This is a genomic window from Pseudomonas sp. R15(2017) (assembly GCF_002112685.1).
Lineage (GTDB): Bacteria > Pseudomonadota > Gammaproteobacteria > Pseudomonadales > Pseudomonadaceae > Aquipseudomonas > Aquipseudomonas glycinae.
Genome location: NZ_NEII01000006.1, coordinates 242,195 through 268,161 on the forward strand (window position 1 = coordinate 242,195; position 25,967 = coordinate 268,161).

Below are 25,967 nucleotides of genomic sequence, written 5' to 3' on the forward strand. Positions count from 1 at the left end.
CTGCCCGCAGTCATAACAACAAAAAAGGCCACCCATGGATCATTTCAATCCGGGCTTCAGCAGTTGGCTGAACGCCCCTGCCCACCAGCAATGGCTCGCCGACGAAGGCCTGCGTCTGCTGGCATTTGCCAAGGCTTCCCGATTGCCCGAAGGCTTCGGCAATCTCGATGAGCGCGGCCAGCTCCAGGCCGGCGCGCAAGCCGAAACCATGAACACCGCGCGCATGACCCACAGCTTCGCCATGGCCCACATTCAGGGCCTGCCGGGATTCGCCGAGCTGGTCGATCACGGCATTGCGGCCCTGCGCGGTCCGTTGCGCGATGCGCTGCACGGTGGCTGGTTCGCTGTCGCCGAACACCGTGACGGCAACACCGGCAAGAACGCCTATCTGCATGCTTTCGTCGCCCTCGCGGCCAGTTCCGCTGTGGTCGCCCAGCGTCCCGGCGCGCAGGCGTTGCTGGATGACGCCATCGACATCATCGACACGTATTTCTGGAGCGAAGAAGAGGGCGCCATGCGCGAGTTCTTCAACCGCGACTGGCGCGAAGAAGAAGCCTATCGCGGCGCCAACAGCAACATGCACGCCACCGAAGCCTTCCTTGCGCTGGCCGATGTCACCGAAGACCCGCGCTGGCTGGTGCGTGCGCAGCGCATCGTCGAGCGGGTGATCCACGGTCATGCCGCTGCCAACGATTACCTGGTGATCGAGCACTTCGACCGAGACTGGCAACCGCTGCGCGAATACAACCACGACAATCCGGCCGACGGTTTCCGTCCCTACGGGACCACGCCGGGCCATGGTTTCGAGTGGGCGCGGCTGTTGCTGCACCTCGAAGCGGCGCGAGTCCAGGCCGGCATGCTGACGCCCGGCTGGCTGGCCACCGACGCGCAAAAGCTGTTCGAACAAAACTGCCGCCATGGCTGGGACGTCGATGGTGCGCCGGGCATCGTCTACACCCTCGACTGGAACAACAAAGCGGTGGTGCGCCATCGCCTGCACTGGACCCACGCCGAGGCCAGCGCTGCCGCCAGTGCCTTGCTCAAACGCACCGGCGATGCGCAGTACGAAACCTGGTATCGCCTGTTCTGGGAATTTTGCGAAACGCATTTCATCGACCGCTACGACGGCAGCTGGCATCACGAACTCGACCCGCAAAACCGCCCAAGTGCCGATATCTGGGCGGGCAAACCGGATCTGTACCACGCCTGGCAGGCTGTTCTGATTCCGCGTCTGCCGCTGGCACCGAGCATGGCCAGTGCTCTGGCACACGTGTCTCGAAGCGTTCCTGTGTAACCATGTGGTGACATTCGCGCGTCCCTTCGTTACCTGCGGGGGGAAACGCTCTGTTTAAACTCGTGTGCAGCGCAAGCACCAGACTTGCATGCATAACAACAAGAAAGGTACATCTCAGATGAATGCGATTTCTCGCCTCGCTACTGTCATTTCTGTCGCCTCCCTGTTCCCGCTCGCTGTGCTGCCCCTGAGTGTTTCCGCTGCCGAATCCAAAGGTTCGGTGGAAGTCGTGCATTGGTGGACGTCCGGTGGCGAAAAAGCTGCCGTCGATGTGCTCAAGGCACAAGTCGAGAAAGACGGTTTCACCTGGAAAGACGGCGCTGTCGCCGGCGGTGGCGGTGCAACGGCCATGACCGTGCTGAAAAGCCGCGCGGTAGCCGGCAACCCGCCAGGCGTTGCCCAGATCAAGGGCCCGGACATCCAGGAATGGGCGTCGACCGGTCTGCTCGACACTGACGTCCTGAAAGACGTTTCCAAGTCCGAGAAGTGGGACAGCCTGCTCGACAAGAAAGTCTCCGACACCGTGAAGTTCGAAGGTGATTACGTGGCCGTGCCGGTGAACATTCACCGCGTGAACTGGCTGTGGATCAACCCGGAAGTCTTCAAGAAAGCCGGTATCGAAAAAGCCCCGACCACCCTCGAAGAATTCTACGCCGCCGGCGACAAGCTGAAAGCGGCGGGCTTCATCCCGCTGGCTCACGGCGGTCAGCCTTGGCAGGACAGCACCGTGTTCGAAGCGGTCGTGCTGTCGGTGATGGGCGTTGATGGTTACAAGAAAGCCCTGGTCGACCTGGACAACGCTGCCCTGACCGGCCCGGAAATGGTCAAGGCCCTGACCGAGCTGAAGAAAGTCGCGACCTACATGGACCAGGACGGCAAAGGCCAGGACTGGAACCTGGAAGCGGCCAAGGTCATCAACGGCAAGGCCGGCATGCAGATCATGGGTGACTGGGCCAAGTCCGAATGGACCGCCGCCAAGAAAGTCGCTGGCAAGGATTACGAGTGCGTAGCCTTCCCGGGCACCGACAAGGCGTTCACCTATAACATCGACTCGCTGGCCGTGTTCAAGCAGAAGGACGCGGGCACCGCGGCCGGTCAGCAGGACATCGCCAAAGTCGTGCTGGGTGAAAACTTCCAGAAAGTCTTCAGCATCAACAAGGGCTCGATCCCGGTGCGCAACGACATGCTCGCCGACATGGGCAAGTACGGTTTCGACTCCTGCGCCCAGACCGCTGCCAAGGACTTCCTGGCAGACGCCAAGAACGGTGGCCTGCAGCCAAGCATGGCGCACAACATGGCGACCACGCTGGCCGTGCAGGGTGCGTTCTTTGATGTCGTGACCAACTACATCAACGACCCGAAAGCCGACCCGGCCGACGCTGCGAAGAAACTCGGCACTGCCATCAAGGCTGCCAAGTAACGTCAGCGTAGAGCAGCTGTAAGCTTCAGGTCGCGCATCGGCCTGAAGCCTGCAGTTTGCAGCGGTCCTTCATCTTCTTTACTGGATCTTCCCATGAGTTCTGTTGCTGTGTTCAGCAAGGCCTCGCCGTTCGACGCATTGCAGCGCTGGCTACCGAAACTGGTGCTGGCGCCGAGCATGTTCATCGTTCTGGTGGGCTTCTATGGCTATATCCTCTGGACGTTTGTCCTGTCGTTCACCACGTCGACCTTCCTGCCGAACTACAAGTGGGCAGGGCTGGCGCAATACGAGCGCCTGTTCGACAACGACCGCTGGTGGGTGGCGAGCAAGAACCTGGCCGTGTTCGGCGGCATGTTCATCGGCATCACTCTGGTCATCGGCGTGCTGCTGGCAGTGTTCCTCGACCAGCGCATCCGTCGCGAGGGCTTTATCCGCACCATCTACCTGTACCCGATGGCGCTCTCGATGATCGTCACCGGTACCGCGTGGAAATGGCTGCTCAACCCGGGCATGGGCCTGGACAAATTGCTGCGGGACTGGGGCTGGGAAGGCTTCCGTCTCGACTGGCTGATCGACCCGGATCGCGTGGTGTATTGCCTGGTGATCGCGGCGGTCTGGCAGGCCTCGGGCTTCATCATGGCGATGTTCCTCGCCGGTCTGCGTGGCGTTGATCAGTCGATCATCCGTGCCGCTCAGATCGATGGCGCGAGCATGCCGCGCATCTACTGGAAAGTGGTGCTGCCAAGCCTGCGTCCGGTGTTCTTCAGTGCAGTGATGATCCTGGCGCACATCGCGATCAAGAGCTTCGACCTGGTAGCGGCCATGACGGCCGGCGGCCCGGGTTATTCCTCCGATTTGCCGGCGATGTTCATGTACTCGTTCACCTTCAGCCGTGGACAAATGGGCATGGGTTCGGCCAGTGCAATCCTGATGCTCGGTGCGATCCTCGCGATCATCGTGCCTTACCTGTACTCCGAGCTGAGGACCAAGCGTCATGACTAGTCTCGCTTCGAAACCCGCCATCAGCCTGAGTCGCGTTGCGATCTACGCGGTGCTGATCCTCGCGGTCCTGCTGTATCTGGTACCGCTGGTGGTCATGCTGCTGACCAGCTTCAAGACCCCGGAAGACATCTCCACCGGCAACCTGCTGAGCTGGCCGACCGTGGTCAGCGGCATCGGCTGGGTGAAAGCCTGGGCGACCGTTGACGGCTACTTCTGGAACTCGATCAAGATCACCGTTCCGGCCGTGATCATCTCCACCGCCATCGGTGCGTTGAACGGTTATGTACTGTCGTTCTGGCGCTTCCGCGGTTCGCAGCTGTTTTTCGGCCTGTTGCTGTTCGGCTGCTTCCTGCCGTTCCAGACCGTGCTGCTGCCGGCCTCGTTCACCCTCGGCAAGATGGGCCTGGCGAGCACCACCACGGGCCTTGTGTTCATCCATGTGGTCTACGGTCTGGCGTTCACCACGCTGTTCTTCCGTAACTACTACGTGAGCATTCCGGATGCGCTGATCAAGGCGGCGCGCCTCGATGGCGCGGGCTTCTTCACGATCTTCCGCCAGATCATCCTGCCGATGTCCACCCCGATCATCATGGTCTGCCTGATCTGGCAGTTCACCCAGATCTGGAACGACTTCCTGTTCGGCGTGGTGTTCTCCAGCGGTGATTCGCAACCGATCACGGTGGCGCTGAACAACCTGGTCAACACCAGCACCGGGGCCAAGGAATACAACGTGGACATGGCGGCGGCGATGATCGCCGGGCTGCCGACCCTGCTGGTCTATGTGGTCGCAGGCAAGTATTTCGTGCGCGGGCTGACGGCCGGCGCAGTCAAGGGGTAATCATGGCTACGCTCGAACTTCGCAATGTAAACAAGACCTACGGTGCCGGCCTGCCGGACACCCTGAAGAACATCGAACTGTCGATCAAGGACGGTGAGTTCCTGATCCTCGTCGGGCCTTCGGGCTGCGGCAAGTCGACCCTGATGAACTGCATCGCCGGCCTGGAAACCATCACCGGCGGCGCGATCATGATCGGCGACCAGGACGTCAGCGGCATGAGCCCCAAGGATCGCGACATCGCCATGGTGTTCCAGTCCTACGCGCTGTACCCGACCATGAGCGTGCGCGAGAACATCGAGTTCGGTCTGAAGATCCGCAAGATGAGCCAGTCGGCGATCGACGAAGAAGTCGCCCGCGTGGCCAAGCTGTTGCAGATCGAGCACCTGCTCAATCGCAAGCCGGGCCAGCTCTCCGGCGGTCAGCAACAGCGCGTGGCGATGGGCCGTGCCTTGGCGCGTCGGCCGAAGATTTATCTGTTCGACGAACCGCTGTCCAACCTCGACGCCAAGCTGCGCGTCGAGATGCGTACCGAAATGAAACTGATGCACCAGCGCCTGAAAACCACCACGGTCTACGTGACCCACGACCAGATCGAAGCGATGACCCTGGGCGATAAAGTGGCTGTGATGAAGGACGGGATCATCCAGCAGTTCGGTACGCCGAAAGAGATCTACAACGACCCGGCCAACCTGTTCGTGGCGAGCTTCATCGGTTCGCCGCCGATGAACTTCATCCCCCTGCGCCTGCAACGCAAGGACGGCCGTCTGGTGGCGCTGCTCGACAGCGGCCAGGCCCGTTGCGAATTGCCGATGGCGATGCAGGACGCCGGACTCGAAGACCGCGAGGTGATCCTCGGCCTGCGCCCGGAGCAGATTGTCCTGGCCAATGGCGAGGGCAATGGCTTGCCGAGCATCAAGGCTGAAGTGCAGGTCACCGAGCCGACCGGTCCGGACACCCTGGTGTTCGTCAACCTCAACGACACCAAGGTCTGCTGCCGTCTGGCGCCGGATGTGGCGCCGCAGGTGGGTGAGACCCTGACCCTGCAATTCGATCCGTCGAAAGTGCTGCTGTTCGATGCCAAGTCCGGCGAGCGCCTGGGGGTTGCAGGCCTGCCGAAAACCGAATCGCACAGCGCCAACGTGGCCCAGTTCAAGGGTCGCTGATCAACCAATGCGGGAGCGGGTTCGCCCGTTCCTGCAGGGAGCACGCGGTGCGTGGCCTGTCGCGCGCCGCATCAGATGTAAACCGCGTTAAATAAGAAGAACAGTTAATAACAATAAAACGAGGATGTAGGGATGAAGAAGAACAACAACGCTCAGCGAATCGGCCAGTTGTCAGCGGTTGCGGCAATGATGCTGGCCGGCAGCGTCCACGCGGCTGACGCGTTCAGCTCCGATTCGGAGTGGATGACCGGGGACTGGGGTGGCGAACGTACCAAGCTGATCGAGCAGGGTATCGACATCAAGATGGACTACGTCGGTGAGGTGGGCGGCAACCTTCACGGCGGCTACAACAACGACAAGACGGCGCGTTACTCCGACCAGTTCGGTCTGGGCGTGGCGCTGGACCTGCAGAAACTGTGGGGCTGGGACAACACCCAGGCCAAGATCCAGCTGACCAACCGTAATGGCGAAAACATTTCCAACGATCGTGTTGGCGATCCGCGTGCCGGCACACTCAGCTCCTCGCAGGAAGTCTACGGTCGTGGCCACATGGTGCGTCTGACCCAGTTGTGGATCAAACACCAGTTCTTCGACAACAAACTCGACGTCAAGGCCGGTTACTTCGGCGAAGGCGAAGACTTCAACACCTTCCCGTGCGAGTTCCAGAACCTGGCGTTCTGCGGTTCGCAAGTGGGCAACTGGGCGACCAACATCTGGTACAACTGGCCGGTCAGCCAGGCGGCGATTCGCGTCAAGTACAACATCAACGACGAGCTCTACGCGCAGATCGGTGCGTACAACCAGAACCCGTCGCAGCTGGAACACGGCAACGGCTTCAAGTTGAGCGGCAGCGGCACCAAAGGCACCGTGTTGCCAGTAGAGCTGGTCTGGTTGCCAAACCCGAACGGCCTGCCGGGCGAATACCGTGTCGGTTACTACAAGAGCACGGCCGATGCCAACGACGTTCGCGAAGACGTCAACGGTTTCGACGCGGCGACCACCGGTGATGCTTACCGTACCCACAGCAGCAAGCACGGTTACTGGTTCGTTGCACAGCAGCAACTGACCAGCCACAACGGTGACAAGAGCCGTGGTCTGAACATTGCCGCCAACGCCACGTTCCATGACAAGGACACCAACTTCATCGACAACTATCAGTCCGTGATGTTTGTGTACAAAGGCCCGTTCGACGCGCGTCCGAAAGATGACGTCGGTATCGGTGCGGCACGCATTCACGTGAACAATGACGTGAAGAAAAACGCCGAACTGCTCAACGTCGCCAACGGTGTTTCGGACTACGACAATCCGGTGTTCTCGCCGATTCGTGAAACCGAATACAACTACGAGATCAACTACGGCTTCCACGTGACCAACTGGCTGACCGTGCGCCCGAACCTGCAATACATCACTCATCCGGGCGGTGTGGATGAAGTGGATAACGCTTTGGTCGCTGGCCTGAAAATTCAGTCTACGTTCTGACGCGTCTGCGATAAGCTCCTCTCTATGTGCGCATATTTGCGGACAGCCAAGGCTGTCCGCTTTTTTTTGGACAGGGGTGTCGCAGCCCATGAAAGTTGAATCTGGAACCGTGGCCCATGCATGAGCATCCGCTGCAACGCTTCTTCAAATCCCTGCGCGAACGACCGGTGTTCGCCTGGGAGCGCTATCAGATGCGCGATGTGCTGGTGATCGATCATCCGCTGTGTCAGGCGGTGTTCAGTCGCCAGGGCGCGCAGTTGCTGCACTTTCAGCCGCGCGGGCAGAAGCCGTGGTTGTGGTGCGCGGCGAAATGGCCGCATGTCGGCGCAATCCGTGGCGGCGTGCCGGTGTGCTGGCCGTGGTATGGCCGTCACCCGAGCGAAAACGCGTGGCCGTCCCATGGCTGGGCACGCCTGCTGGACTGGAAACTGCTCGACAGCAGCAGCGCCGAGGACGGCGTGCGCCTGCATTGGCAATTGCAGCTGTGCGACTGGCAGGTGGACCTGCACGCGCACTTGGGCGAACGCATGGAATTGCGCCTGAGCACCGAGCATCAGGACGACATGCCGTGCCAGTTGAGCCAGGCTTTGCACGCTTACTGGCGTATTGGTGATGTGAGTGAGATAGCGCTGTCTGGGCTCGAAGGAGCGCAGGGTTATGACCAGTTGAACCGCGAGGTTTGCCAGCAGGAAGGCGAGTTGCGGGTTGATGGCGGCTGTCAGCGAGTGTTCCAGCACGACGGCGAGTTGCAGCTCAAGGATCACGCCTGGCAGCGCGAGTTGTGCATCGATACCGGTGACAGCGCGGACACGGTGGTGTGGCATCCGGGTGCGCGGCCGTTGTTGGGCGTGAGCTGGGACGAGATCTCTGAATTTGTCTGTGTTGAAGCGGCGGCGGGCGGCACCGATAGCCTGCATCTGGCGCCGGGGGAGAAGGCGCATTTGAGTTTGCAGGCGTGGGCTGGGGCTTAGTTGTGCGTTGGGAATGCAGCCCGTGACGCTCCGCGTCACTGGACGCAGAGCGTCCCTTGAGGCATTCCCACGCAGAACGTGGGAACGATCAGCGCGAACTAGTTGAACTCGTCACCCACCGGATACCGGCTCGCATTCAAGCTCTCTTTGATCTTGCGCAGATGCGGCTGGAAATCCACCCCGCGACGCAGCGTCATCCCGGTCGCCAGTACATCCAGCACGGTCAACTGAATGATCCGCGAGGTCATCGGCATATAGATGTCGGTGTCTTCCGGCAGCGGAATATTCAGGCTCAGGGTACTGGCCTTGGCCAGCGGTGAGTTCTCGGCGGTCAGGCCGAGCACCGAAGCGCCGTTCTCCCGGGCGATGCGCGCCACTTCCACCAGTTCGCGAGTGCGCCCGGTGTAGGAAATGATCACGAACAGCTCGCCGGTGTGCGCCACCGAGGCAATCATGCGTTGCATCAGCACATCGGCGTGGGCCGTCACCGCCAGGTTGAAACGGAAGAACTTGTGCTGCGCATCCAAAGCTACCGGAGCCGAAGCGCCGAGGCCGAAGAAGTGGATCTGCCGGGCCTGGATCAACAGGTCGACGGCGCGGCTGATCAGGTTCGGGTCCAGCGCCTGGCAGGCGCTGTCCAGGGATGCGATCGCACTGCCGAAAATCTTTTGCGTGTAGGCCTCGGGATTGTCGTCGGCTTCCACTGCGCGGCTGACATAGGCCGCGCCGCTGGCCAGGCTCTGGGCCAGTTGCAGCTTGAGTTCGGGGTAGCCGCTGACACCGAACGAACGGCAGAAACGGTTGACCGTCGGCTCACTGACCGACGCCGCCTGGGCGAGGGCGGCGATGCTGAAGCGGGTGGCCTGCTGCGGGTTGAGCAGGATCACTTCGGCGACTTTGCGTTCGGCCTTGTTCAGCTCTTCAAGGCGACTCTGGATCTGTTCCAGTAAATTTCGCACGCGGTCCATAAGAATTCCTAGATTCACCGGCGCCGATAAGCGCGCGGCTATGCAAATTGGGCCTTTGATGTGGCCCGTGACGGTGGCCTATCCTACTGATGGCTCCGACCGACCACCACTCGGAATCTGTATTTTGCGAAAATGTTGTGGTTATTACTACATTTTCCCTTGAGTGATGCCTTGAAAAAAGGTATTTGTAGCTTAACTTGATAAAAGAACAAACATCATGCCTTCGATTACGGTTGAACCGTGCACCTTCGCCTTGTTCGGCGCCTTGGGCGATCTGGCCCTGCGCAAGCTGTTTCCTGCCCTTTATCATCTTGATGGCGCCGGCCTGCTGCACGAGGACACGCGCATTATCGCACTGGCCCGTGAGGCGGGCACCGAGCAGCAGCACCTGGCGTTCATCGCCGCCGAGCTGCGCCGTTACGTGGGCAAGGAACTGGACGAGGCCGTGGCCGAGCGCTTTCTGGCGCGCCTGACCTACCTGCACGTCGACTTCCTCAAGGCTGAAGATTATGTGGCGCTGGCCGAACTGGCCGGCAGCACGCAACGCATGATTGCCTACTTCGCCACGCCGGCGGCGGTGTATGGCGCGATCTGCGAGAATCTGGCGAACGTCGGTCTGGCGGAAAACACCCGCGTGGTGCTGGAAAAACCGATCGGCTCCGACCTCGAATCCTCGCGCAAGGTCAACGACGCCGTGGCGCAGTTCTTCCCGGAGAACCGCACCTACCGCATCGACCACTACCTGGGCAAAGAAACCGTTCAGAACCTGATCGCCCTGCGTTTCGCCAACAGTCTGTTCGAAACCCAGTGGAACCAGAACTACATCTCCCACGTGGAAATTACCGTGGCCGAGAAGGTCGGTATCGAAGGCCGCTGGGGGTACTTCGACAAGGCCGGCCAGCTGCGGGACATGATCCAGAACCACCTGCTGCAACTGCTCTGCCTGATCGCCATGGACCCGCCGGCCGACCTGTCCGCCGACAGCATCCGCGACGAGAAGGTCAAGGTGCTCAAGGCCTTGGCGCCGATCAGTCCGGAAGGCCTGACCACGCAAGTGGTGCGCGGCCAGTACATCGCCGGGCACAGCGAAGGCAAGTCCGTGCCGGGCTACCTCGAAGAGCCGAATTCCAACGCCCAGAGCGACACCGAAACCTTTGTCGCCCTGCGTGCCGACATCCGCAACTGGCGCTGGGCCGGGGTGCCGTTCTATCTGCGTACCGGCAAGCGTATGCCGCAGAAACTGTCGCAGATCGTCATCCACTTCAAGGAACCGTCGCACTACATCTTCGCCCCCGAGCAGCGCCTGCAGATCAGCAACAAACTGATCATCCGCCTGCAACCGGACGAAGGCATTTCCTTGCGCGTGATGACCAAAGAGCAAGGCCTGGACAAGGGCATGCAACTGCGCAGCGGCCCACTGCAACTGAATTTTTCCGACACCTGGCGCAGCGCTCGAATCCCCGATGCCTACGAGCGGTTGTTGCTGGAAGTGATGAACGGCAATCAGAACCTGTTTGTCCGTAAAGATGAAATCGAAGCCGCGTGGAAATGGTGTGACCAGCTGATCGCCGGGTGGAAAAAATCCGGTGACGCGCCCAAGCCGTATGCGGCCGGGTCGTGGGGGCCGATGAGCTCCATTGCATTGATCACGCGGGACGGGAGGTCGTGGTATGGCGATATCTGATGTGAAACTGCCCGAGGGCGTGAATGCCCATGAATTCAAGAGCCCGGTGCTGCTCGCCGAAGGCCTGGCGCTGAATGTCGCCAAGCAATTGAGCGAAGCGTTGGCGGCACGCGGCAACGCCGTGCTGGTGGTGTCCGGCGGCCGTAGTCCGGTGGCGTTTTTCCAGCACCTGGCCAAGCAGGAACTGGACTGGTCGAAGGTCGTCGTGACCCTCGCCGACGAACGCTGGGTGCCGGTCGAACACGCCGACAGCAACGCCGGTCTGCTCAAGCAGTATCTGCTCAAGGGCCCGGCGGCCAAGGCGCAGTTCCTCAGCCTCTACAGCGCGGCGGCCAATGTCGAGCAGGCTGCGGAGCAGGCCGATCGTTTGCTCGCCGAGTTGCCGCCCATCGACGTGCTGGTGTTGGGCATGGGCGATGACGGTCACACCGCCTCGCTGTTCCCGGACAGCCCGAACCTGGCCGAAGCCCTGCAAGCCGACGGCACCCGTCGCTGCTGGCCGATGCTCGCGCCGAGTGTGCCGCGTCAACGCCTGACCATGAGCCGTGCACTGCTGGCGTCGGCGAGGCACAAGATTCTGTCGATTTCCGGTCAGTCGAAACTGACCACCCTGAATGCCGCACTGGCATCCAACGACGTCGCCGCCATGCCGGTTCGCGCGTTTCTGCAACCTACGTTAGAGATTTACTGGTGCCCATGAGCCAAGGAACAGCCGCTATGAAAACCCCATCCCCGACCGTTTCCATGGCGGACAAAGTTGCCCTGATCGACAGCCTCTGCGCCAAGGCGCGGATCCTGCCGGTGATCACCATCGCCCGCGAACAGGACGTGCTGCCGCTGGCCGACGCCCTGGCCGCCGGCGGTCTGACCGCGCTGGAAGTGACCCTGCGTTCGCAGTTCGGCCTCAAGGCGATCCAGATCCTGCGCGAACAGCGCCCGGAGCTGGTGACCGGTGCCGGCACCGTGCTCGACCGCAATATGCTGGCCGCGGCTGAAGCTGCCGGTTCGCAGTTCATCGTCACCCCGGGCATCACCCGTGACCTGCTGGAAGCCAGCGTCGAGAGCCCGATCCCGCTGCTGCCGGGCATCAGCAATGCCTCCGGCATCATGGAAGGCTATGGCCTGGGTTATCGCCGCTTCAAACTGTTCCCGGCGGAAGTGAGCGGCGGCGTGGCGGCCATCAAGGCCCTCGGCGGCCCGTTCGGCGAAGTGAAATTCTGCCCGACCGGCGGCGTCGGCCCGGCCAACATCAAGAGCTACATGGCGCTGAAAAACGTCATGTGCGTGGGCGGTAGCTGGATGCTCGATCCTGAGTGGATCAAGAACGGCGACTGGGCCCGTATTCAGGAATGCACCGCCGAGGCTTTGGCGCTGCTGGACTGATGCTCTTCAATTAGTTGCAACCCTACACTTCGTTGTGTGTTCTACGGCTTTAACGGTGCGCTTGGTCGGCGCACCGTTTTTTTTTGCCTGGGACAACCTTCGTTATCTCGAGATACGTTATTTCGAGATACATAGTTACCGCACCTGGCTTTGCCTGTGGCGCTAACCTGCGTTCATCTTATGGAAGAGAGAACGCGTCATGGATAACCAGCCTTCATCACCATCGATTTATCAACTGGCCCCCGAGCAAGTCGCCGGGCCTTATTTCCGCAATCCCAGACTGCTGCGCCGCAACATCAGCGAGGATGCCGAGGGCCTGCCGCTGTTGCTGCGCCTGACCATCGTCGATGCCATGACCGCCGAGCCGGTCAGCGGTGCACTGGTGGATATCTGGCACTGCAATGCCCGTGGCGCCTATTCCGGCTGGAGCCGGGTGAACCCGGATCTGGAAGTCGACGTCGAGGACGTCGGCTCGATCCCGCGAACCGACGATGACACCTACCTGCGCGGTGGTCAGTTCAGCGACCATAAGGGGGCGGTGCGCTTTACCACGATCTATCCGGGTTTTTATGCCGGCCGAGCCCTGCATATTCACGTGGCGGTGCGCATCGTCGCCGGTAACGAATACCTGGAGGAGCGCAACGTGGCCTGGGTCGGGCAGCTGTATTTTCCGGAAGTGGTTTCCCGCAGCGTGCTCAATGCCAAGGCTTACCGCGGGCGCAGCTCGGTGCCGGTGTGCAACGCCGACGATGCCTACTACACCAGCATGGGCGGTGAAGCCTCGACCCTGACCGTGTGGCCGATCGGCCGCGACTCGCACGAAGACGGTTACTTCGGCCAACTCACGATCGGCATCGACACCTTTGCGGTGTCGTCGCAGATCAAGCCCGAGGACTTCGACAAGTACACGGTTTAACGCAGTTCATTCAGCGCCAGAATCAGCGACTGAATCTCCGCCGCCGTCGTGGTCAGCGACGGCGTGACACGGATACACGGCCCGCAGGCCGCGCCGTTGCGCACGACAGTGAACAGGTTGTAGTCGTTGAGCAGGCGTTCGACCATCGCCTGCTGGTCGGCATGGCGGGTAAAGCGTAGCGAGGTGATGCCGCAATACAGACGCGGATCGTCCGGGGTCATGACTTCAATGCCCGGCAGGTTGCGTACGGCGCTCACCCACAGGTTGCGCAGGTAATTCATCCGCGCGCCTTTGGCGGCTGCGCCACCCAGTGCTCGGTGTTCCTCGAACACCAATGGCAAGGTCATCAACGCCGGAATGTTCGGCGTGCTGTAAGGCGTGCGCGAACGGATATCGCCAGCCGAAAAATGCATCTCGCCCATGTCCGGGTCGATGTCGGCCAGGCGCTGCGGGGCGATGTAGATAAAGCCGAGGGTCAGCGGCGAGCCGATCCACTTGTGCAGGTTGTACCCGGCGAAGGCGATGCCCAGCGCTTCCAGGTCGAACTCGATCTGACCAAGGGCATGGGCGCCATCGAGGATGATGTCGACGCCGTGCTCCTTGGCCAGCGAGGCAATGGCCTGCACCGGCATCACCAGCCCGGTGCGGTGGGTGACGTGAGTCAGCGCCATCAGCTTGAGCTTCGGATAGCGGATGAAGGCTTCGCGGTAAGTCGCCAGCAGGCTGTCGAAGCTGGCCGGGTGGGCGTGCTCGATCTCGATCACCTCGACCCCGCGATGCTTTGCCAGCCAGCGCATGGCGCCCTTGACCGTGTCGTACTCCAGATCGCAGATCAGCACCTGGTCGCCAGGTTGCAGACGGTTGTAGTTGCGGATCAGTGATTGCAGGCCGGCAGTGGCGTTGTGGGTGAAGGCCACGCTTTGTGCGCGGACGCCGATCAGCTCGGCCAGTTGCGCGCGGATGTCGAGGCTGTCGTGCTGTTCGAAACGCTGGCGCACGTAGATCGAGTTGCTGTTGTTGATCAACTCGATGTTGCGCTGGTACTCCTCGACCACCGTGCGCGACATGCGCCCGAAGTAGCCATTTTCCAGATTCACCGGGCCGGGGTGGCGGTCGTAACGGTCGGCGAATGTTTGCCAGAAGACTTCGTCTCGGGCGCGGCGGGTGTTATCGGGCATGGTCGACTCGACTCGGATCAGGGTGACGCCTCAATGGCGCGGGGCAGGTTTGCCGTGTTTGGCGCGCAGCGGTTCGAGCAGTTCCGACAGGCCGTTGTGATCGATTTCCTGCATCAGCGCCAGCAGGCCGCCGAGTTCTCCGTTAGGGAAACCCTCCCGGGCAAACCAGTTCAGGTAGGGACCTGGCAGGTCGGCAATGATCCGGCCCTTGTACTTGCCGAAGGGCATTTCGCGGGTGATCAGCAGTTCGAGCTTTTCAGGGTTCATCGTTGGAATCGTCTGGTTTTGAAAACACTTCGGAAAATACAGGCATTCTGCATGCAGGCCAAATGACAGATCATGCAAATAACAGGCATACAGATTTTCGTTTTATTTATAAGTTATTGAAAATTAACGATTAATTTCTTTTCGAAAAGCTGGCACGACCACTGCAACACTCCTTGCATCTTTCACCCACGCAAGGAATTGAAAAATGACTGACATGAATAAAGAAGCCATCTCCGTCCTCAACGACCTGATCGAAACCAGCAAGGATGGTCAGGAAGGCTTCAAGACCTGCGCTGAAGACATCAAGCACCCTGAGCTGAAAACCTTGTTCACCCAGCGTTCTGCCGATTGCGCCACGGCAGCGGCCGAGCTGCAGGCAGCGGTGCGTTCGATGGGTGGCGATCCGGAAACTTCGACCAGTGTGAGCGGTGATCTGCACCGTCGCTGGGTCGACGTCAAAGCGATGTTCACCGGCAAGGACGAAGAAGCGGTGCTCAATGAAGCCGAGCGCGGTGAAGACCACGCCCTGAAGGCTTATCGTGAAGCGATCGAGAAGATCAACAAACACAACCTGGTCGGCATTCGTGATCTGGTCGAACGCCAGTACCACGGTGTGCAACGCAATCACGACCAGGTGAAAGCGCTGCGTAACCAGGCTCGCGCACGCTCGTAAGCTTCACTGAAACACAATGTGGGAGCGGGCTTGCCCGCGAATGCGGTGTATCAGGCAACGATAATCTTGCTGATATACCGCATTCGCGAGCAAGCCCGCTCCCACTTTTGTGTTGTGCAATGCATCAGCCAATGCTGATCGGCGGCAACGTCGGCAGGGTAACGGTCTGTTGCTTGCGCGGCGCCAGGATCTCGGCCTCGCCGTCCACCACCAGCTCATCGCGCTGGTTGAATACGCGCGTGGCGATGCGCACGCGGAATTTCGGCAGTTTCTCGAGGATTTCCAGGCGTACGGTCAGGGTGTCGCCGATCTTCACCGGCTTCTGGAAACTCATCTGCTGGCCGATGTAAATGGTGCCCGGCCCAGGCAGCTCGCAAGCTACCGCCGCACTGATCAGCGCGCCGCTGAACATGCCGTGGGCGATGCGCTCCTTGAACATGCTGGCGGCGGCGAACTCGGTGTCCAGGTGCACCGGGTTATGGTCACCGGACATCGCGGCGAACAGCTGAATGTCGCGTTCTTCGACAGTCTTGCTGTAGCTCGCGGTCTGGCCCACTTCGAGGGCTTCGTAAGGGATGTTGGTAACCTGGGTCATGGGTCTGAATTCCTGTGACGGATGAAATGAATCCACAAAAAAATTATTCGCTGCGGTGTGGCCGGCGATGGCTCAGGGCCTGTTCGATCCAGGCCAGCACATCGGCGGTCACTTCGTCGCGGTTGCTCTCGTTGAACAATTCGTGCCGCGCTTGCGGGTAGATCTTGAGTTGCAGGTTCTGGCTGCCGGCTGCGCGCAGGGCGTTGGCCAGATCAGTCAGACGCTTGCCTTCGCTCACCGGATCACATTCGCCGCCAATCACCAGCAGCGGCAGGCCCGGATCAATCTGGGCGAGATTGGACGCTTTGCTGATTTGCTGCAACCCGCCGAGCAGGTCGATCCACAACTGATTGGTGCAACGAAAGCCACACAACGGGTCGGTGGCGTACTTGTCGACCTCGACCGGGTCGCGACTGAGCCAGTCAAACGCGGTGCGCGCCGGTTTGAATTTATTGTTGAACGAGCCAAATGACAGCCACTCGATCAGTGCGCTGCGGCCCTTGGCGCCCTGGCGCAGCTTTTCGAAACGGGCGATCTGCCGGGCCGCGCGGTACAGCGCGACCGGCTGGAAATTCGAGCCGCTGAGAATCGCGCCGTGCAGGCTGGCGCTGTGATGCAGTAAATAAGCCTGAGCAATGTAACTGCCCATGCTGTGCCCGAGCAGCACGATCGGCACGCCCGGATGGCGCTGGCCGATGTGCTGGTTGAGGCTGGCCAGATCGCCGACCACCTTGCACCAGCCATCGTCATCGGCGAAATGCCCCCGCGTCCCATGATCGGCGGTTTTGCCGTGGCCGCGCTGATCGGGCGCGTACACACCGTAGCCTTCAGCGCAGAACGCCTCTGCCAGCCGTGCATAGCGACCGCTGTGTTCGGCCATGCCATGGGCCAGCAGAATCACCGCTTTCAGCGGCGCGTTCGGCAGCCACTGGTTGACGAAGAGGCGGCTGCGGTCACTCGCGTCCAGCCAGAAGGTGTCGTGGATCATGGCGATTCCTTTTGCGGCCTGTTTTTGCTCAAGCGTCGTGCAGAGGTTGCATTGTATAGCGCGTCCGATCAGCTCACGCCACGGCAGGAAGATTCACACGATCAATGAGGACCTTGCTCATATTTGCCTGATTGACCATAGCTGCTAGTGTCCGTGAAGCCCCGCTTTTTGCTCTCGGCTTTTTCAGGGACAGAAAGAAATGACAGCGAAGCGGCCCCGGATCGGCTCAGGTAAAGAGGACAAGAACAATGCAACCTGATTTCTGGAATGACAAACGCCCGGCGGGCGTACCCCTGGACATCGATGCGGGTGAGTTCAAGTCGGTGATCGAGGTGTTCGAGCGTTCCTGCAAGAAATTCGCTGATCGCCCGGCGTTCAGCAACATGGGCGTGACCCTGACCTATGCCGAGCTGGAGCGCCAGAGCGCCGCGTTCGCCGGTTATCTGCAAGCCCACACCGATCTGGCACCGGGGGATCGCATCGCGGTGCAGATGCCCAACGTCCTGCATTATCCGATCGCCGTGTTCGGCGCGTTGCGCGCCGGGCTGATCGTGGTCAACACCAACCCGCTGTACACCGCGCGGGAGATGCGTCACCAGTTCAAGGACTCCGGTGCCCGGGCGCTGGTGTACCTGAACATGTTCGGCCAGAAGGTTCAGGAAGTGCTGGCGGACACCGACATTCAGTATCTGATCGAAGCGAAGATGGGCGATCTGATGCCCACCGCCAAAGGTTGGCTGGTCAACACTGTGGTCAGCAAAGTGAAGAAGATGGTGCCGGCGTATTCGCTGCCCCAGGCGATTTCCTTCAAGAGCGCGTTGCGCATGGGCCGGGGTCTGGGCATCAAGCCGCTGAAGGTCGGCCTCGATGACATCGCCGTCCTGCAATACACCGGCGGCACTACCGGCCTGGCCAAGGGCGCGATGCTCACTCATGGCAATCTGGTAGCGAACATGCAGCAGGTGCGCGCCTGTCTCGGTCAGTTCGGCAGCGACGGCCAGCCGCTGTTGCGCGAAGGGCAGGAGGTGATGATCGCGCCGTTGCCGCTGTACCACATCTATGCCTTCACCGCGAATTGCATGTGCATGATGGTGTCAGGCAACCACAACGTACTGATCACCAACCCGCGTGACATCGGCGGCTTCATCAAGGAGCTGAAGAACTGGAAATTCTCGGCGCTGCTCGGGCTCAACACCCTGTTCGTCGCGCTGATGGATCATCCGGACTTCAAGACCCTGGATTTCTCCACCCTCAAGCTCACCAACTCCGGCGGCACCGCGCTGGTCAAGGCCACGGCCGAACGCTGGGAACAGCTCACCGGTTGCCGGATCACCGAAGGTTACGGCCTGACCGAAACCTCGCCGGTGGCCTGCACCAATCCGTACGGCGAGCTGTCGCGGATCGGAACGGTCGGCCTGCCGGTGCCGGGCACCTTGTTGAAAGTCATCAACGACGACGGCGTCGAGCAGCCGCTGGGCGAGCGCGGCGAGTTGTGCATCAAGGGCCCGCAGATCATGAAGGGCTACTGGAACAAGCCCGAGGCCACCGCCGAAGTGCTGGATGGCGAAGGCTGGTTCAAGTCCGGCGATATCGCGGTGATCGACCCGGACGGGTTCGTGCGCATCGTCGACCGCAAGAAAGACATGATCATCGTCTCCGGTTTCAACGTGTACCCGAACGAGATCGAAGACGTGGTGATGGCCCACCCGAAAGTCGCCAACTGCGCGGTGATCGGCGTACCGGACGAACGCTCCGGGGAGGCGGTGAAGCTGTTCGTTGTGGCGCGGGAAACCGGGGTGAGCCTGGAAGAACTGAAGGCTTACTGCAAAGAGAATTTCACCGCTTACAAGGTGCCGAAACACATCGTGCTGCGTGAGTCGTTGCCGATGACGCCTGTCGGGAAAATTCTGCGGAGGGAGTTGCGCGATATCGCCTGATCGGTGATGCGTACCCGTTGAGTACGAAAAATCGCAGTCTCTGGCGGCTACTTCAAGCTGCGGGAGGCTGCGATTTTTGCTTTCTATCCGCGACGTTGTCCCCGAAAACCGGGACTTTCAAGGTCTTATAGGATTTTTGCTCTAAAATGACTGCCAATAGTTCTTGAGTCATTAAAGTGACCATGTGGGCCGCTTTTGGCTCTGGTCGACCCTTGGCAAAGCTGCTACTCTCGGCGCGCTTTGTGACTTCTCGGCCTTGTAAAAAGCCAGACTCACCAATAAACAAACACCAATAATAATCGCATCAAATGCGGTGCTGAATTCGCGTTGCTGAGGAGTGGGCTTCCATGATCGAAGACTTTTGGAAGGATAAGTACCCCGCTGGAATTGCTGCCGACATCAATCCAGACGAGTACCCGAATATTCAGGCAGTGTTGAAGCAATCCTGCCAACGCTTCGCCGACAAACCGGCGTTCAGCAACCTGGGCAAGACCCTCACCTACGGTGAACTGTACGAATTGTCCGGTGCGTTTGCCGCTTATCTGCAACAGCATACCGACTTGCAGCCCGGTGATCGAATCGCCGTGCAACTGCCCAACGTGTTGCAGTACCCGGTCGCCGTCTTCGGTGCCATTCGTGCCGGGCTGATCGTGGTCAACACCAACCCGCTGTATACCGCGCGGGAAATGGAACACCAATTCAACGACTCCGGTGCCAAGGCGCTGGTGTGCCTGGCGAACATGGCGCACCTGGCCGAAGCCGTGGTGCCGAAAACCGGCGTCAAACACGTCATCGTCACCGAAGTCGCCGACCTGCTGCCGCCGATCAAGCGTCTGCTGATCAACAGCGTCATCAAGTACGTGAAGAAAATGGTTCCGGCTTATCACTTGCCAAAAGCCATCAAGTTCAACGATGTGCTGAGCAAGGGCCAGGGCCAGCCGGTGGCTGAAGCCAACCCGGACAGCGGCGATGTTGCGGTACTGCAATACACCGGCGGCACCACCGGCGTGGCCAAGGGCGCGATGCTCACTCATCGCAACCTCGTCGCCAACATGCTGCAGTGCAAGGCGCTGATGGGCTCCAACCTCAACGAAGGGTGCGAGGTCCTGATTACCCCGCTGCCGCTCTACCATATCTATGCGTTCACCTTTCATTGCATGGCGATGATGCTGATCGGCAACCACAACATCCTGATCAGCAACCCGCGCGATCTGCCGGCGATGGTCAAGGAGCTGTCGAAGTGGAAGTTCAGCGGTTTCGTCGGCCTTAACACCCTGTTCGTGGCCCTGTGCAACAACGAAGGTTTCCGCAAGCTGGATTTCTCGGCGCTGAAAGTCACTCTGTCCGGCGGCATGGCCCTGCAACTGGCCGCGGCCGAGCGCTGGAAAGCGGTCACCGGTTGCCCGATCTGCGAAGGTTACGGCATGACCGAAACCAGCCCGGTTGCCACCGTCAACCCGATCCAGAACATTCAGATCGGCACCATTGGCATTCCGGTGCCTTCGACCCTGTGCAAAGTCATCGACGATGCCGGTGTCGAGCAGCCGCTGGGCGAAATCGGCGAGCTGTGCGTCAAGGGTCCGCAAGTGATGAAGGGCTACTGGCAGCGTCAGGAAGCCACCGATGAAATGCTCGACAGCGAAGGCTGGTTGAAAACCGGTGACATCGCGTTGATCCAGCCGGACGGCTACATGCGCATTGTCGATCGCAAGAAAGACATGATTCTGGTCTCCGGTTTCAACGTGTACCCGAACGAGCTGGAAGACGTACTGGCGACCTTGCCGGGCGTGTTGCAGTGCGCGGCCATCGGCGTTCCGGACGAAAAATCCGGCGAGGCGATCAAAATCTTCATCGTCGCCAAACCGGGCGTCACGCTGACCAAGGAGCAGGTGATGGAGCACATGCGCGCCAACGTCACCGGCTACAAGGTGCCGCGTTCGGTGGAATTCCGCGATGCGCTGCCGACCACCAACGTCGGCAAGATCCTGCGCCGCGAACTGCGCGACGAAGAGCTGAAGAAGATCAAGGCGAAAAGCGCCGCATAAAACAGAAAGCCCCGCAGATGCGGGGCTTTTTGTTGGTTTACCGCTTGATCGTTCCCACGCTCTGCGTGGTAACGCATCCCGGGACGCTCTGCGTCCCTGCCGTGCTGGACGCGGAGCGTCCGGGGCGGCATTCCCACGCAGAGCGTGGGAACGATCAGCATGAGTGTTTTATTGGCGGAACGGCGCGAAGTTCACATTGGTGCCCGCCGGGCGCATGTCCTGCAGGTACGAGTCCTTGTCGGCGCTCAGTTCCAGGCTCAGGGCCGCCTTGCGCTTGCCTTCGTTGCGGATCACCAGGCCTTCGAGTTTCTCGCGCAGGAACACGGTCGGCACTTTCAGGTGCAGCAGTTCGTCGGTGGCCGGGGTGTGCATCAACAGGTGAATCCACTCGTACTGACCGATCGCCAGACGCGACACCGGCAAGTCGAACCACCAGATGTTGCGGTTGCGGTTCAGTTCGGCGAAGTGGCAGTTGTTGGTGCCGAGCACGGCACCGCCCAGTTCCTGGTTGCGACGGGCGATGGCCTGCTTTTTATCGAGTTTCATAACATTCCTGCGGGATCGGTTCTGTGGCGCCTGGCGCCCTTGTGGTGGGCATTCTCGGGGCAACGCTCGCAAACATAAAGCCCAACCTGCACGTCGCGACGAAATGAAACCCTGAAAATAAATGAAACTTGGCGCAAACCGGGCCAGTCAATCATTACGTACTGACTTTCCCCGTTAATGTTCCAAGGAGAATCACCATGGGTAGCACGAGCGATAAAGTGAAAGGCATGGCCAACGAAGCGGTCGGCAACGTCAAGCAGGGTGTCGGCAAAGCCACCGACAACACCAAACTGCAAGCCGAAGGCAAACTGCAAGAGAAGAAAGGCGAGGCCCAGCAAGCGGTGGGCAAAGCCAAGGACGCGATCAAGAAAGGCGTCGACAAGGCCTGATCAGGCCTTGAACGAAACAGCGAAGCGGCCATCCAAGGATGGCCGTTTTCGTATCCCGCTCACATGCGGTCACGGATCACAGTGTTTCAAAGTCGCCAATTAAGCTACTTTGATGAGAGAAAAACGGCCCCTGAGTCGCCACGACTTCAACCTGTTTTGCGGCGAAAGGAGACGCGAATGATTTTTCCCGACATGAAAGGTCTGCCCCTGCACCGGGTGATGGTGCGCACGGTCACCGAATTCGTCGACGACGAGATGTCGACCTATGCCTCGGCACTGGCCTACCAGATGCTGTTCTCGCTGTTCCCGTTCATTCTGTTCCTGATTGCCCTGATCGGTTTTCTGCATCTGCCGGACTTCTTCTCCTGGCTGCGCCTGCAATCGGAGCTGGTGTTGCCGCCCCAGGCGTTGGAGCAGGTCAACCCGGTGATCGATCAACTGCAGCAATCCAAGGGCGGCCTGCTTTCGGTGGGTATCGTCATCGCCCTGTACACCGCGTCTGCCGGCGTGCGCTTGATGATGAGCGCGATGAACGCCGCCTACGACGTGGTCGAGGGCCGGCCCCTTTGGAAGCGCTTCCCGCTGTCGATCATCTACACCGTCGGCATCGCCGGCATGCTGCTGGTGGCCGCGGCGCTGATGGTGCTCGGGCCGCAGGTGATGGGCTGGATCGCCGCGCAGGTCGGGCTGGAAGAAGTCATCGTCACCCTGTGGACCATCGCCCGCTGGCCGGTGATCGTGATCCTGATGATGGTGGCCGTGGCGCTGATCTACTACGTGATGCCCGACGTCAAACAGGAATTCCGCTTCATCACCCCCGGCTCGGTGTTGGCGGTGGTGGTTTGGATCATCGCGTCCCTGGGCTTCGCGTTCTACGTCAAGACGTTCGCCAACTACAACGCGATGTATGGCAGCATCGGTGCGATCATCGTGCTGTTGCTGTATTTCTATATTTCCTCCGCCGTGTTGTTGCTCGGCGCGGAGATGAATGCGGTCATCGAACATATGTCCAGCGAGGGCAAGGATTCGGGCGAGAAAGTCCCCGGCGAACTCGATGAACATCCCAAACAACACGTTTCCGGCCTAGGGCGCGATCATTCGCTCAAGCCGAACACTGACGAAGCCTGACCATGATCCGTGAAATCCTGAAGATGGGCGACGAACGCCTGCTGCGCATCGCCCCGCCAGTGCCCGCTGAAATGCTCGACAGTCCCGAGCTGTGGCAATTGATCGACGACATGTTCCAGACCATGGAAAGCGTCGGCGGTGTCGGCCTGGCCGCGCCGCAGATCGGTGTCGATCTGCAACTGGTGATCTTCGGCTTCGAGCACAGCGAACGCTACCCGGACGCCGAAGCCGTGCCGCAGACGATCCTGATCAACCCGCTGATCACGCCGCTCAGCCCGCTGATGGAAGAGGGCTTCGAAGGTTGCCTGTCGGTGCCCGGCCTGCGGGGCGCGGTGGACCGTTACCAGCAGATCCGCTACGAAGGTGTCGATCCCAAGGGTGAGCCGATCATGCGCGTGGCCTCTGGTTTCCATGCGCGGGTAGTGCAGCATGAATGCGATCACCTGATTGGGCGCCTGTACCCGTCGCGCATTACCGATTTCAGCAAATTCGGTTTCACCGAAGTGATGTTTCCGGACCTCGATCCCAACGCGGACGACTGACTAAAACACGCGCGGTGCGAGCTCCATGGCAATCATCGGCTTGCTCCGCGCATAGCGGCTCAAACGTTCGGCCATGGCCTGGGGCAGGGCGGGGTCGAAGGTGAAGCCGCGCCGCTCGTAGAATCCACGCAAGTCCGGATGGCAGAACAGCCACACCGGCGCCTCCACATCTTTCACCGCCGCCGCGATCAATTGCGCAGCGATGCCCTGTTCGCGGCAGGCCGGATCAACGAACAACCCGGTCAGCCAATGCCCGCCGAACACCGGCCGCAGGCACAGCGCCGCCACGATTTCCTCACGCCGCGCCACCCACAATTGCGCCTCGCGCACCGCTTTCATCGACGATTGATGCTGGCGGTAGAACTTGTTCATCAAGGGCCAGGACAGGTCGTCGAGCTGGCTGAAACGGATGTCGGTCATGAATCGGACTGCCGGTGCAAAAGCTGCGGATTATAAAACAACGTGCCCGCCGGGATAGGTGTATACCTGATCTCACATCCCCTCTGAGTGGAGTACGCATCATGTCCAAAGGTATGGATTCGAAGAAAGCCGCGAAGAAGAAACCGGCCAAGACCGCCATCGAGAAACGCCACGAGAAAAGGGCGAAAAAAGTCGACATTTTTGGCCATTGATCGCGCCGTTCAGGAGCCCGGATCCGGGCTCCTGTCTTGTCCTTGAAATCAGCGTCCTTAAAAAAACCGCAAAAATAATCTGCAAGATTTCCCGTCGGTGTTGCACAGAACGATCAGACCCTCGTTCCGAGCCACGCCATGCCCCACTATTTTGACGATGCCCATCGCCAACAGATCGAAACCCTGCGTCAGCGCTTCACCGCGCGCACCGAGTGGCCGACCTGGCTGCTGCTGATCGGCGTATACGGCGGCTGGTTCGCGATTGTGCTGGGCAGCGAACGTATCGGCGTCTGGTGGAGCACGCTGCTGCTGATTCCGCTGCTGGTGCTGTGGCTGTCGGTGCAGCACGAATTGCTTCACGGTCATCCGACGCGCTGGAGCTTCGTCAACAAACTCCTCGGTTATGCACCATTCGCGGTGTGGTATCCCTACACGCTCTACCGCGACAGCCATTTGCAGCACCATCGCGATGAAGACCTGACGATCCCCGGTGTCGATCCCGAAAGCCGTTACATGAGTGCCGAACGCTGGCAGGGCAGTTCGCTGTTCGAACGCAGCCTGCACTGGCTGAACAAGACCGTATTGGGCCGCTTCATTCTTGGCGCACCGCTGGCATTGCTGGCGCTGGCCGGTGAAGAATTGCAACGTCTGAAAAGCGGCGAGCGCCAGGCCAGGCTGATGTGGCTGACCCACGGCGCCCTGACCGTGCTGATGCTGTTTTTCATCGCCCGCTACAGCGTGTTGCCGATCTGGCATTACCTGTTTTTGATCAGCGTCCCGGCGCTGTCGATCGCGATGGTTCGCTCCTACTATGAACATCGGCCGCATACGCAACCGGAGCAGCGCACGGTGCTCAACGAAGCCGGATGGCCGTGGCGCTGGCTGTTCCTGAACCTGAATTTTCATCTGGTGCATCACGACTTGCCGAAGCTTTCGTGGTACGACTTGCCCGAGGCCTACCGCATGCGCCGGGAGCAATGGGTGGCGCGCAGTGGCGGATTTCTGGTGCAAGGTTATGGGCAACTGTGGCGCCGGCACGGCATCAAGCCGATCGACAGCCCGCAGCATCCGTTTATTTGAGGCCAGCATGCCGTCAGGTTACGCAGAGTTGTTGATGTACATCGCACCCGAGCCGATACGCGCGGCGAACGAGCAATGGCTGGCGCGGATTCTCGAACACCTGGGCCATTCGCGGCTCGATGCCGAAGGCCTGTCGCTGCTGGAACTCTGGCGCTCACCCGAGTTGCTGCTGACCCAGACCTGCGGCTATCCGCTGATGACCGCGCTGCGCGGGCAGGTGAGGATTGTCGGTCGTCCGCGCTACGAATTGCCGGACGCCAGCGCCGGCAACCATTGCAGCCTGATCCTCGCCCGCGCCGATGATTCGCGCCGCAGTCTGGCGGCATTTTTCGACAGTCGCGGGGTGATCAACAGCGACGACTCCAACAGCGGCATGAACCTGTTGCGTCAGCGTCTGGCGCCGTTGCACCGGGACGGGCAGTTTTTCGCCACGGTCGGCATCAGTGGTGGCCACCGCGAAAGCCTGCGCTGGTTGCGCGAAGACCGTGCCGATCTGGCGGCCATCGACAGCGTGACCTTTGCGTACCTGGCGCAATACGCCGCCGCAGAGGTCAGCGGATTACGGGTGGTGGCGCGCAGTGCGTTCAGCCCGACCTTGCCCTTTATCACTGCGGCCAGTACGACGGACCAGCAGATCGAACACCTGCGCCGGGCCATGAACCGTAGTCTTCAGGACTTGCCCGACGTGGCCCGCATCCTCGGTTTGCCCGAAGTCCTGCCCGCCAGCGAAAGCGATTACCTCGTCCTGCTGGATTACCAGCGCGAGGCCGAAGAGCTGGGTTATGGCCGCCTGCGCTAGCGGCTTCTTGTAATTCGTTAATGGAATATAAAAATTCTTTTTAAGTATTT

The 25,967-nt window shown here is 60.4% G+C and carries 26 protein-coding genes; 19 read left to right on the forward strand and 7 right to left on the reverse strand.

Annotation, left to right across the window (positions count from 1 at the left end):
• Positions 1-34 precede the first annotated feature (34 nt).
• The 7 genes from CAF77_RS14580 (at position 35) to CAF77_RS14610 (ending at position 8,167) form a co-directional block, all read left to right on the forward strand.
• The gene (locus CAF77_RS14580; RefSeq protein ID WP_064383729.1) at positions 35-1,294 is read left to right on the forward strand and encodes an AGE family epimerase/isomerase; all 1,260 of its coding nucleotides are present in this window, start codon (positions 35-37) and stop codon (positions 1,292-1,294) included.
• Between the two features lie 118 nt (positions 1,295-1,412).
• Positions 1,413-2,714, forward strand: coding sequence for an ABC transporter substrate-binding protein (locus tag CAF77_RS14585; protein ID WP_007951167.1), 1,302 nt, complete (start codon positions 1,413-1,415; stop codon positions 2,712-2,714).
• 93 nt (positions 2,715-2,807) lie between these two features.
• The gene (locus CAF77_RS14590; protein WP_011335609.1) at positions 2,808-3,716 is read left to right on the forward strand and encodes a carbohydrate ABC transporter permease; all 909 of its coding nucleotides are present in this window, start codon (positions 2,808-2,810) and stop codon (positions 3,714-3,716) included.
• Positions 3,709-4,554: a carbohydrate ABC transporter permease gene (locus CAF77_RS14595; protein ID WP_011335608.1), complete on the forward strand. Its 846-nt coding sequence runs from the start codon at positions 3,709-3,711 to the stop codon at positions 4,552-4,554. Before CAF77_RS14590 ends, CAF77_RS14595 begins: the two co-directional genes overlap by 8 nt.
• Before the next feature lie 2 nt (positions 4,555-4,556).
• A complete protein-coding gene (locus tag CAF77_RS14600; protein WP_064383728.1) occupies positions 4,557-5,717 on the forward strand; it encodes an ABC transporter ATP-binding protein in 1,161 nt (386 codons plus the stop codon).
• 132 nt (positions 5,718-5,849) lie between these two features.
• Positions 5,850-7,196, forward strand: a complete 1,347-nt coding sequence (locus tag CAF77_RS14605) for a carbohydrate porin (RefSeq protein WP_064383727.1) — start codon at positions 5,850-5,852, stop codon at positions 7,194-7,196.
• 116 nt (positions 7,197-7,312) lie between these two features.
• Positions 7,313-8,167 carry a D-hexose-6-phosphate mutarotase gene (locus tag CAF77_RS14610; RefSeq protein WP_085654836.1) on the forward strand — a complete coding sequence of 285 codons (855 nt, stop codon included), beginning with the start codon at positions 7,313-7,315 and terminating at the stop codon, positions 8,165-8,167.
• Between the two features lie 98 nt (positions 8,168-8,265).
• Here the strand turns inward: CAF77_RS14610 and CAF77_RS14615 are convergent, their stop codons facing one another.
• Complete coding sequence (locus CAF77_RS14615; protein ID WP_169842436.1) at positions 8,266-9,126, reverse strand: MurR/RpiR family transcriptional regulator; 861 nt, start codon at positions 9,124-9,126, stop codon at positions 8,266-8,268.
• A 226-nt stretch (positions 9,127-9,352) separates the two neighbouring features.
• Between CAF77_RS14615 and zwf the strand changes: the two genes are divergently transcribed.
• The 4 genes from zwf to CAF77_RS14635 all read left to right on the forward strand — a co-directional run bounded on the left by zwf (position 9,353) and on the right by CAF77_RS14635 (position 13,118).
• Complete coding sequence (gene zwf / locus CAF77_RS14620; RefSeq protein ID WP_011335604.1) at positions 9,353-10,819, forward strand: glucose-6-phosphate dehydrogenase; 1,467 nt, start codon at positions 9,353-9,355, stop codon at positions 10,817-10,819.
• Entirely contained in the window at positions 10,806-11,519 is a 714-nt protein-coding gene (gene pgl / locus CAF77_RS14625) for a 6-phosphogluconolactonase (RefSeq protein WP_064383725.1), read from the forward strand. The genes zwf and pgl overlap by 14 nt, the downstream gene beginning before the upstream one ends.
• Before the next feature lie 17 nt (positions 11,520-11,536).
• Entirely contained in the window at positions 11,537-12,202 is a 666-nt protein-coding gene (locus tag CAF77_RS14630) for a bifunctional 4-hydroxy-2-oxoglutarate aldolase/2-dehydro-3-deoxy-phosphogluconate aldolase (RefSeq protein WP_064383724.1), read from the forward strand.
• Positions 12,203-12,401: 199 nt separating this feature from the next.
• Positions 12,402-13,118: an intradiol ring-cleavage dioxygenase gene (locus CAF77_RS14635; RefSeq protein ID WP_085654838.1), complete on the forward strand. Its 717-nt coding sequence runs from the start codon at positions 12,402-12,404 to the stop codon at positions 13,116-13,118.
• Here the strand turns inward: CAF77_RS14635 and CAF77_RS14640 are convergent.
• Together CAF77_RS14640 and CAF77_RS14645 are read right to left on the reverse strand one after the other, a co-directional pair.
• Complete coding sequence (locus CAF77_RS14640) at positions 13,115-14,296, reverse strand: aminotransferase class V-fold PLP-dependent enzyme (RefSeq protein WP_085654839.1); 1,182 nt, start codon at positions 14,294-14,296, stop codon at positions 13,115-13,117. The two genes, CAF77_RS14635 and CAF77_RS14640, sit on opposite strands and share 4 nt — an antisense overlap.
• 30 nt (positions 14,297-14,326) lie before the next feature.
• Positions 14,327-14,563, reverse strand: a complete 237-nt coding sequence (locus CAF77_RS14645) for a DUF3820 family protein (RefSeq protein ID WP_064383721.1) — start codon at positions 14,561-14,563, stop codon at positions 14,327-14,329.
• A 205-nt stretch (positions 14,564-14,768) separates the two neighbouring features.
• Between CAF77_RS14645 and CAF77_RS14650 the strand changes: the two genes are divergently transcribed.
• Positions 14,769-15,236, forward strand: coding sequence for a PA2169 family four-helix-bundle protein (locus CAF77_RS14650; protein WP_039766107.1), 468 nt, complete (start codon positions 14,769-14,771; stop codon positions 15,234-15,236).
• A 124-nt stretch (positions 15,237-15,360) separates the two neighbouring features.
• Here CAF77_RS14650 and CAF77_RS14655 read toward each other — a convergent pair whose 3' ends face one another.
• Together CAF77_RS14655 and CAF77_RS14660 are read right to left on the reverse strand one after the other, a co-directional pair.
• Positions 15,361-15,831 carry a MaoC family dehydratase gene (locus CAF77_RS14655; protein ID WP_085654841.1) on the reverse strand — a complete coding sequence of 157 codons (471 nt, stop codon included), beginning with the start codon at positions 15,829-15,831 and terminating at the stop codon, positions 15,361-15,363.
• A gap of 43 nt (positions 15,832-15,874) precedes the next feature.
• The gene (locus CAF77_RS14660) at positions 15,875-16,819 is read right to left on the reverse strand and encodes an alpha/beta hydrolase (protein ID WP_085654843.1); all 945 of its coding nucleotides are present in this window, start codon (positions 16,817-16,819) and stop codon (positions 15,875-15,877) included.
• Between the two features lie 248 nt (positions 16,820-17,067).
• On the opposite strand from CAF77_RS14660, the gene fadD2 reads away from it, so the two are divergent.
• Together fadD2 and fadD1 are read left to right on the forward strand one after the other, a co-directional pair.
• Complete coding sequence (gene fadD2, locus CAF77_RS14665; RefSeq protein ID WP_064383719.1) at positions 17,068-18,756, forward strand: long-chain-fatty-acid--CoA ligase FadD2; 1,689 nt, start codon at positions 17,068-17,070, stop codon at positions 18,754-18,756.
• Positions 18,757-19,103: 347 nt separating this feature from the next.
• Positions 19,104-20,801, forward strand: coding sequence for a long-chain-fatty-acid--CoA ligase FadD1 (fadD1, locus tag CAF77_RS14670; RefSeq protein ID WP_064383718.1), 1,698 nt, complete (start codon positions 19,104-19,106; stop codon positions 20,799-20,801).
• A 168-nt stretch (positions 20,802-20,969) separates the two neighbouring features.
• On the opposite strand, the gene CAF77_RS14675 is transcribed toward fadD1, so the two are convergent.
• Positions 20,970-21,347: a hypothetical protein gene (locus CAF77_RS14675; RefSeq protein WP_007951149.1), complete on the reverse strand. Its 378-nt coding sequence runs from the start codon at positions 21,345-21,347 to the stop codon at positions 20,970-20,972.
• A 197-nt stretch (positions 21,348-21,544) separates the two neighbouring features.
• Here CAF77_RS14675 and CAF77_RS14680 point away from each other — a divergent pair, with 197 nt between their 5' ends.
• The 3 genes from CAF77_RS14680 to def all read left to right on the forward strand — a co-directional run bounded on the left by CAF77_RS14680 (position 21,545) and on the right by def (position 23,406).
• On the forward strand, positions 21,545-21,736 hold the full coding sequence (locus CAF77_RS14680; protein WP_011335596.1) for a CsbD family protein: 192 nt from the start codon (positions 21,545-21,547) through the stop codon (positions 21,734-21,736).
• 177 nt (positions 21,737-21,913) lie between these two features.
• Entirely contained in the window at positions 21,914-22,864 is a 951-nt protein-coding gene (locus tag CAF77_RS14685) for a YihY/virulence factor BrkB family protein (protein ID WP_064383717.1), read from the forward strand.
• Between the two features lie 2 nt (positions 22,865-22,866).
• A complete protein-coding gene (def, locus tag CAF77_RS14690) occupies positions 22,867-23,406 on the forward strand; it encodes a peptide deformylase (protein WP_064383716.1) in 540 nt (179 codons plus the stop codon).
• Here the strand turns inward: def and CAF77_RS14695 are convergent, their stop codons facing one another.
• Positions 23,407-23,826, reverse strand: a complete 420-nt coding sequence (locus CAF77_RS14695) for a GNAT family N-acetyltransferase (RefSeq protein WP_064383715.1) — start codon at positions 23,824-23,826, stop codon at positions 23,407-23,409. It abuts the gene before it with no gap.
• Between the two features lie 350 nt (positions 23,827-24,176).
• On the opposite strand from CAF77_RS14695, the gene CAF77_RS14700 reads away from it, so the two are divergent.
• Positions 24,177-25,118 carry a fatty acid desaturase gene (locus CAF77_RS14700; RefSeq protein WP_064383713.1) on the forward strand — a complete coding sequence of 314 codons (942 nt, stop codon included), beginning with the start codon at positions 24,177-24,179 and terminating at the stop codon, positions 25,116-25,118.
• A gap of 7 nt (positions 25,119-25,125) precedes the next feature.
• On the forward strand, positions 25,126-25,917 hold the full coding sequence (locus CAF77_RS14705) for a phosphate/phosphite/phosphonate ABC transporter substrate-binding protein (RefSeq protein ID WP_064383710.1): 792 nt from the start codon (positions 25,126-25,128) through the stop codon (positions 25,915-25,917).
• Positions 25,918-25,967: the final 50 nt, after the last annotated feature.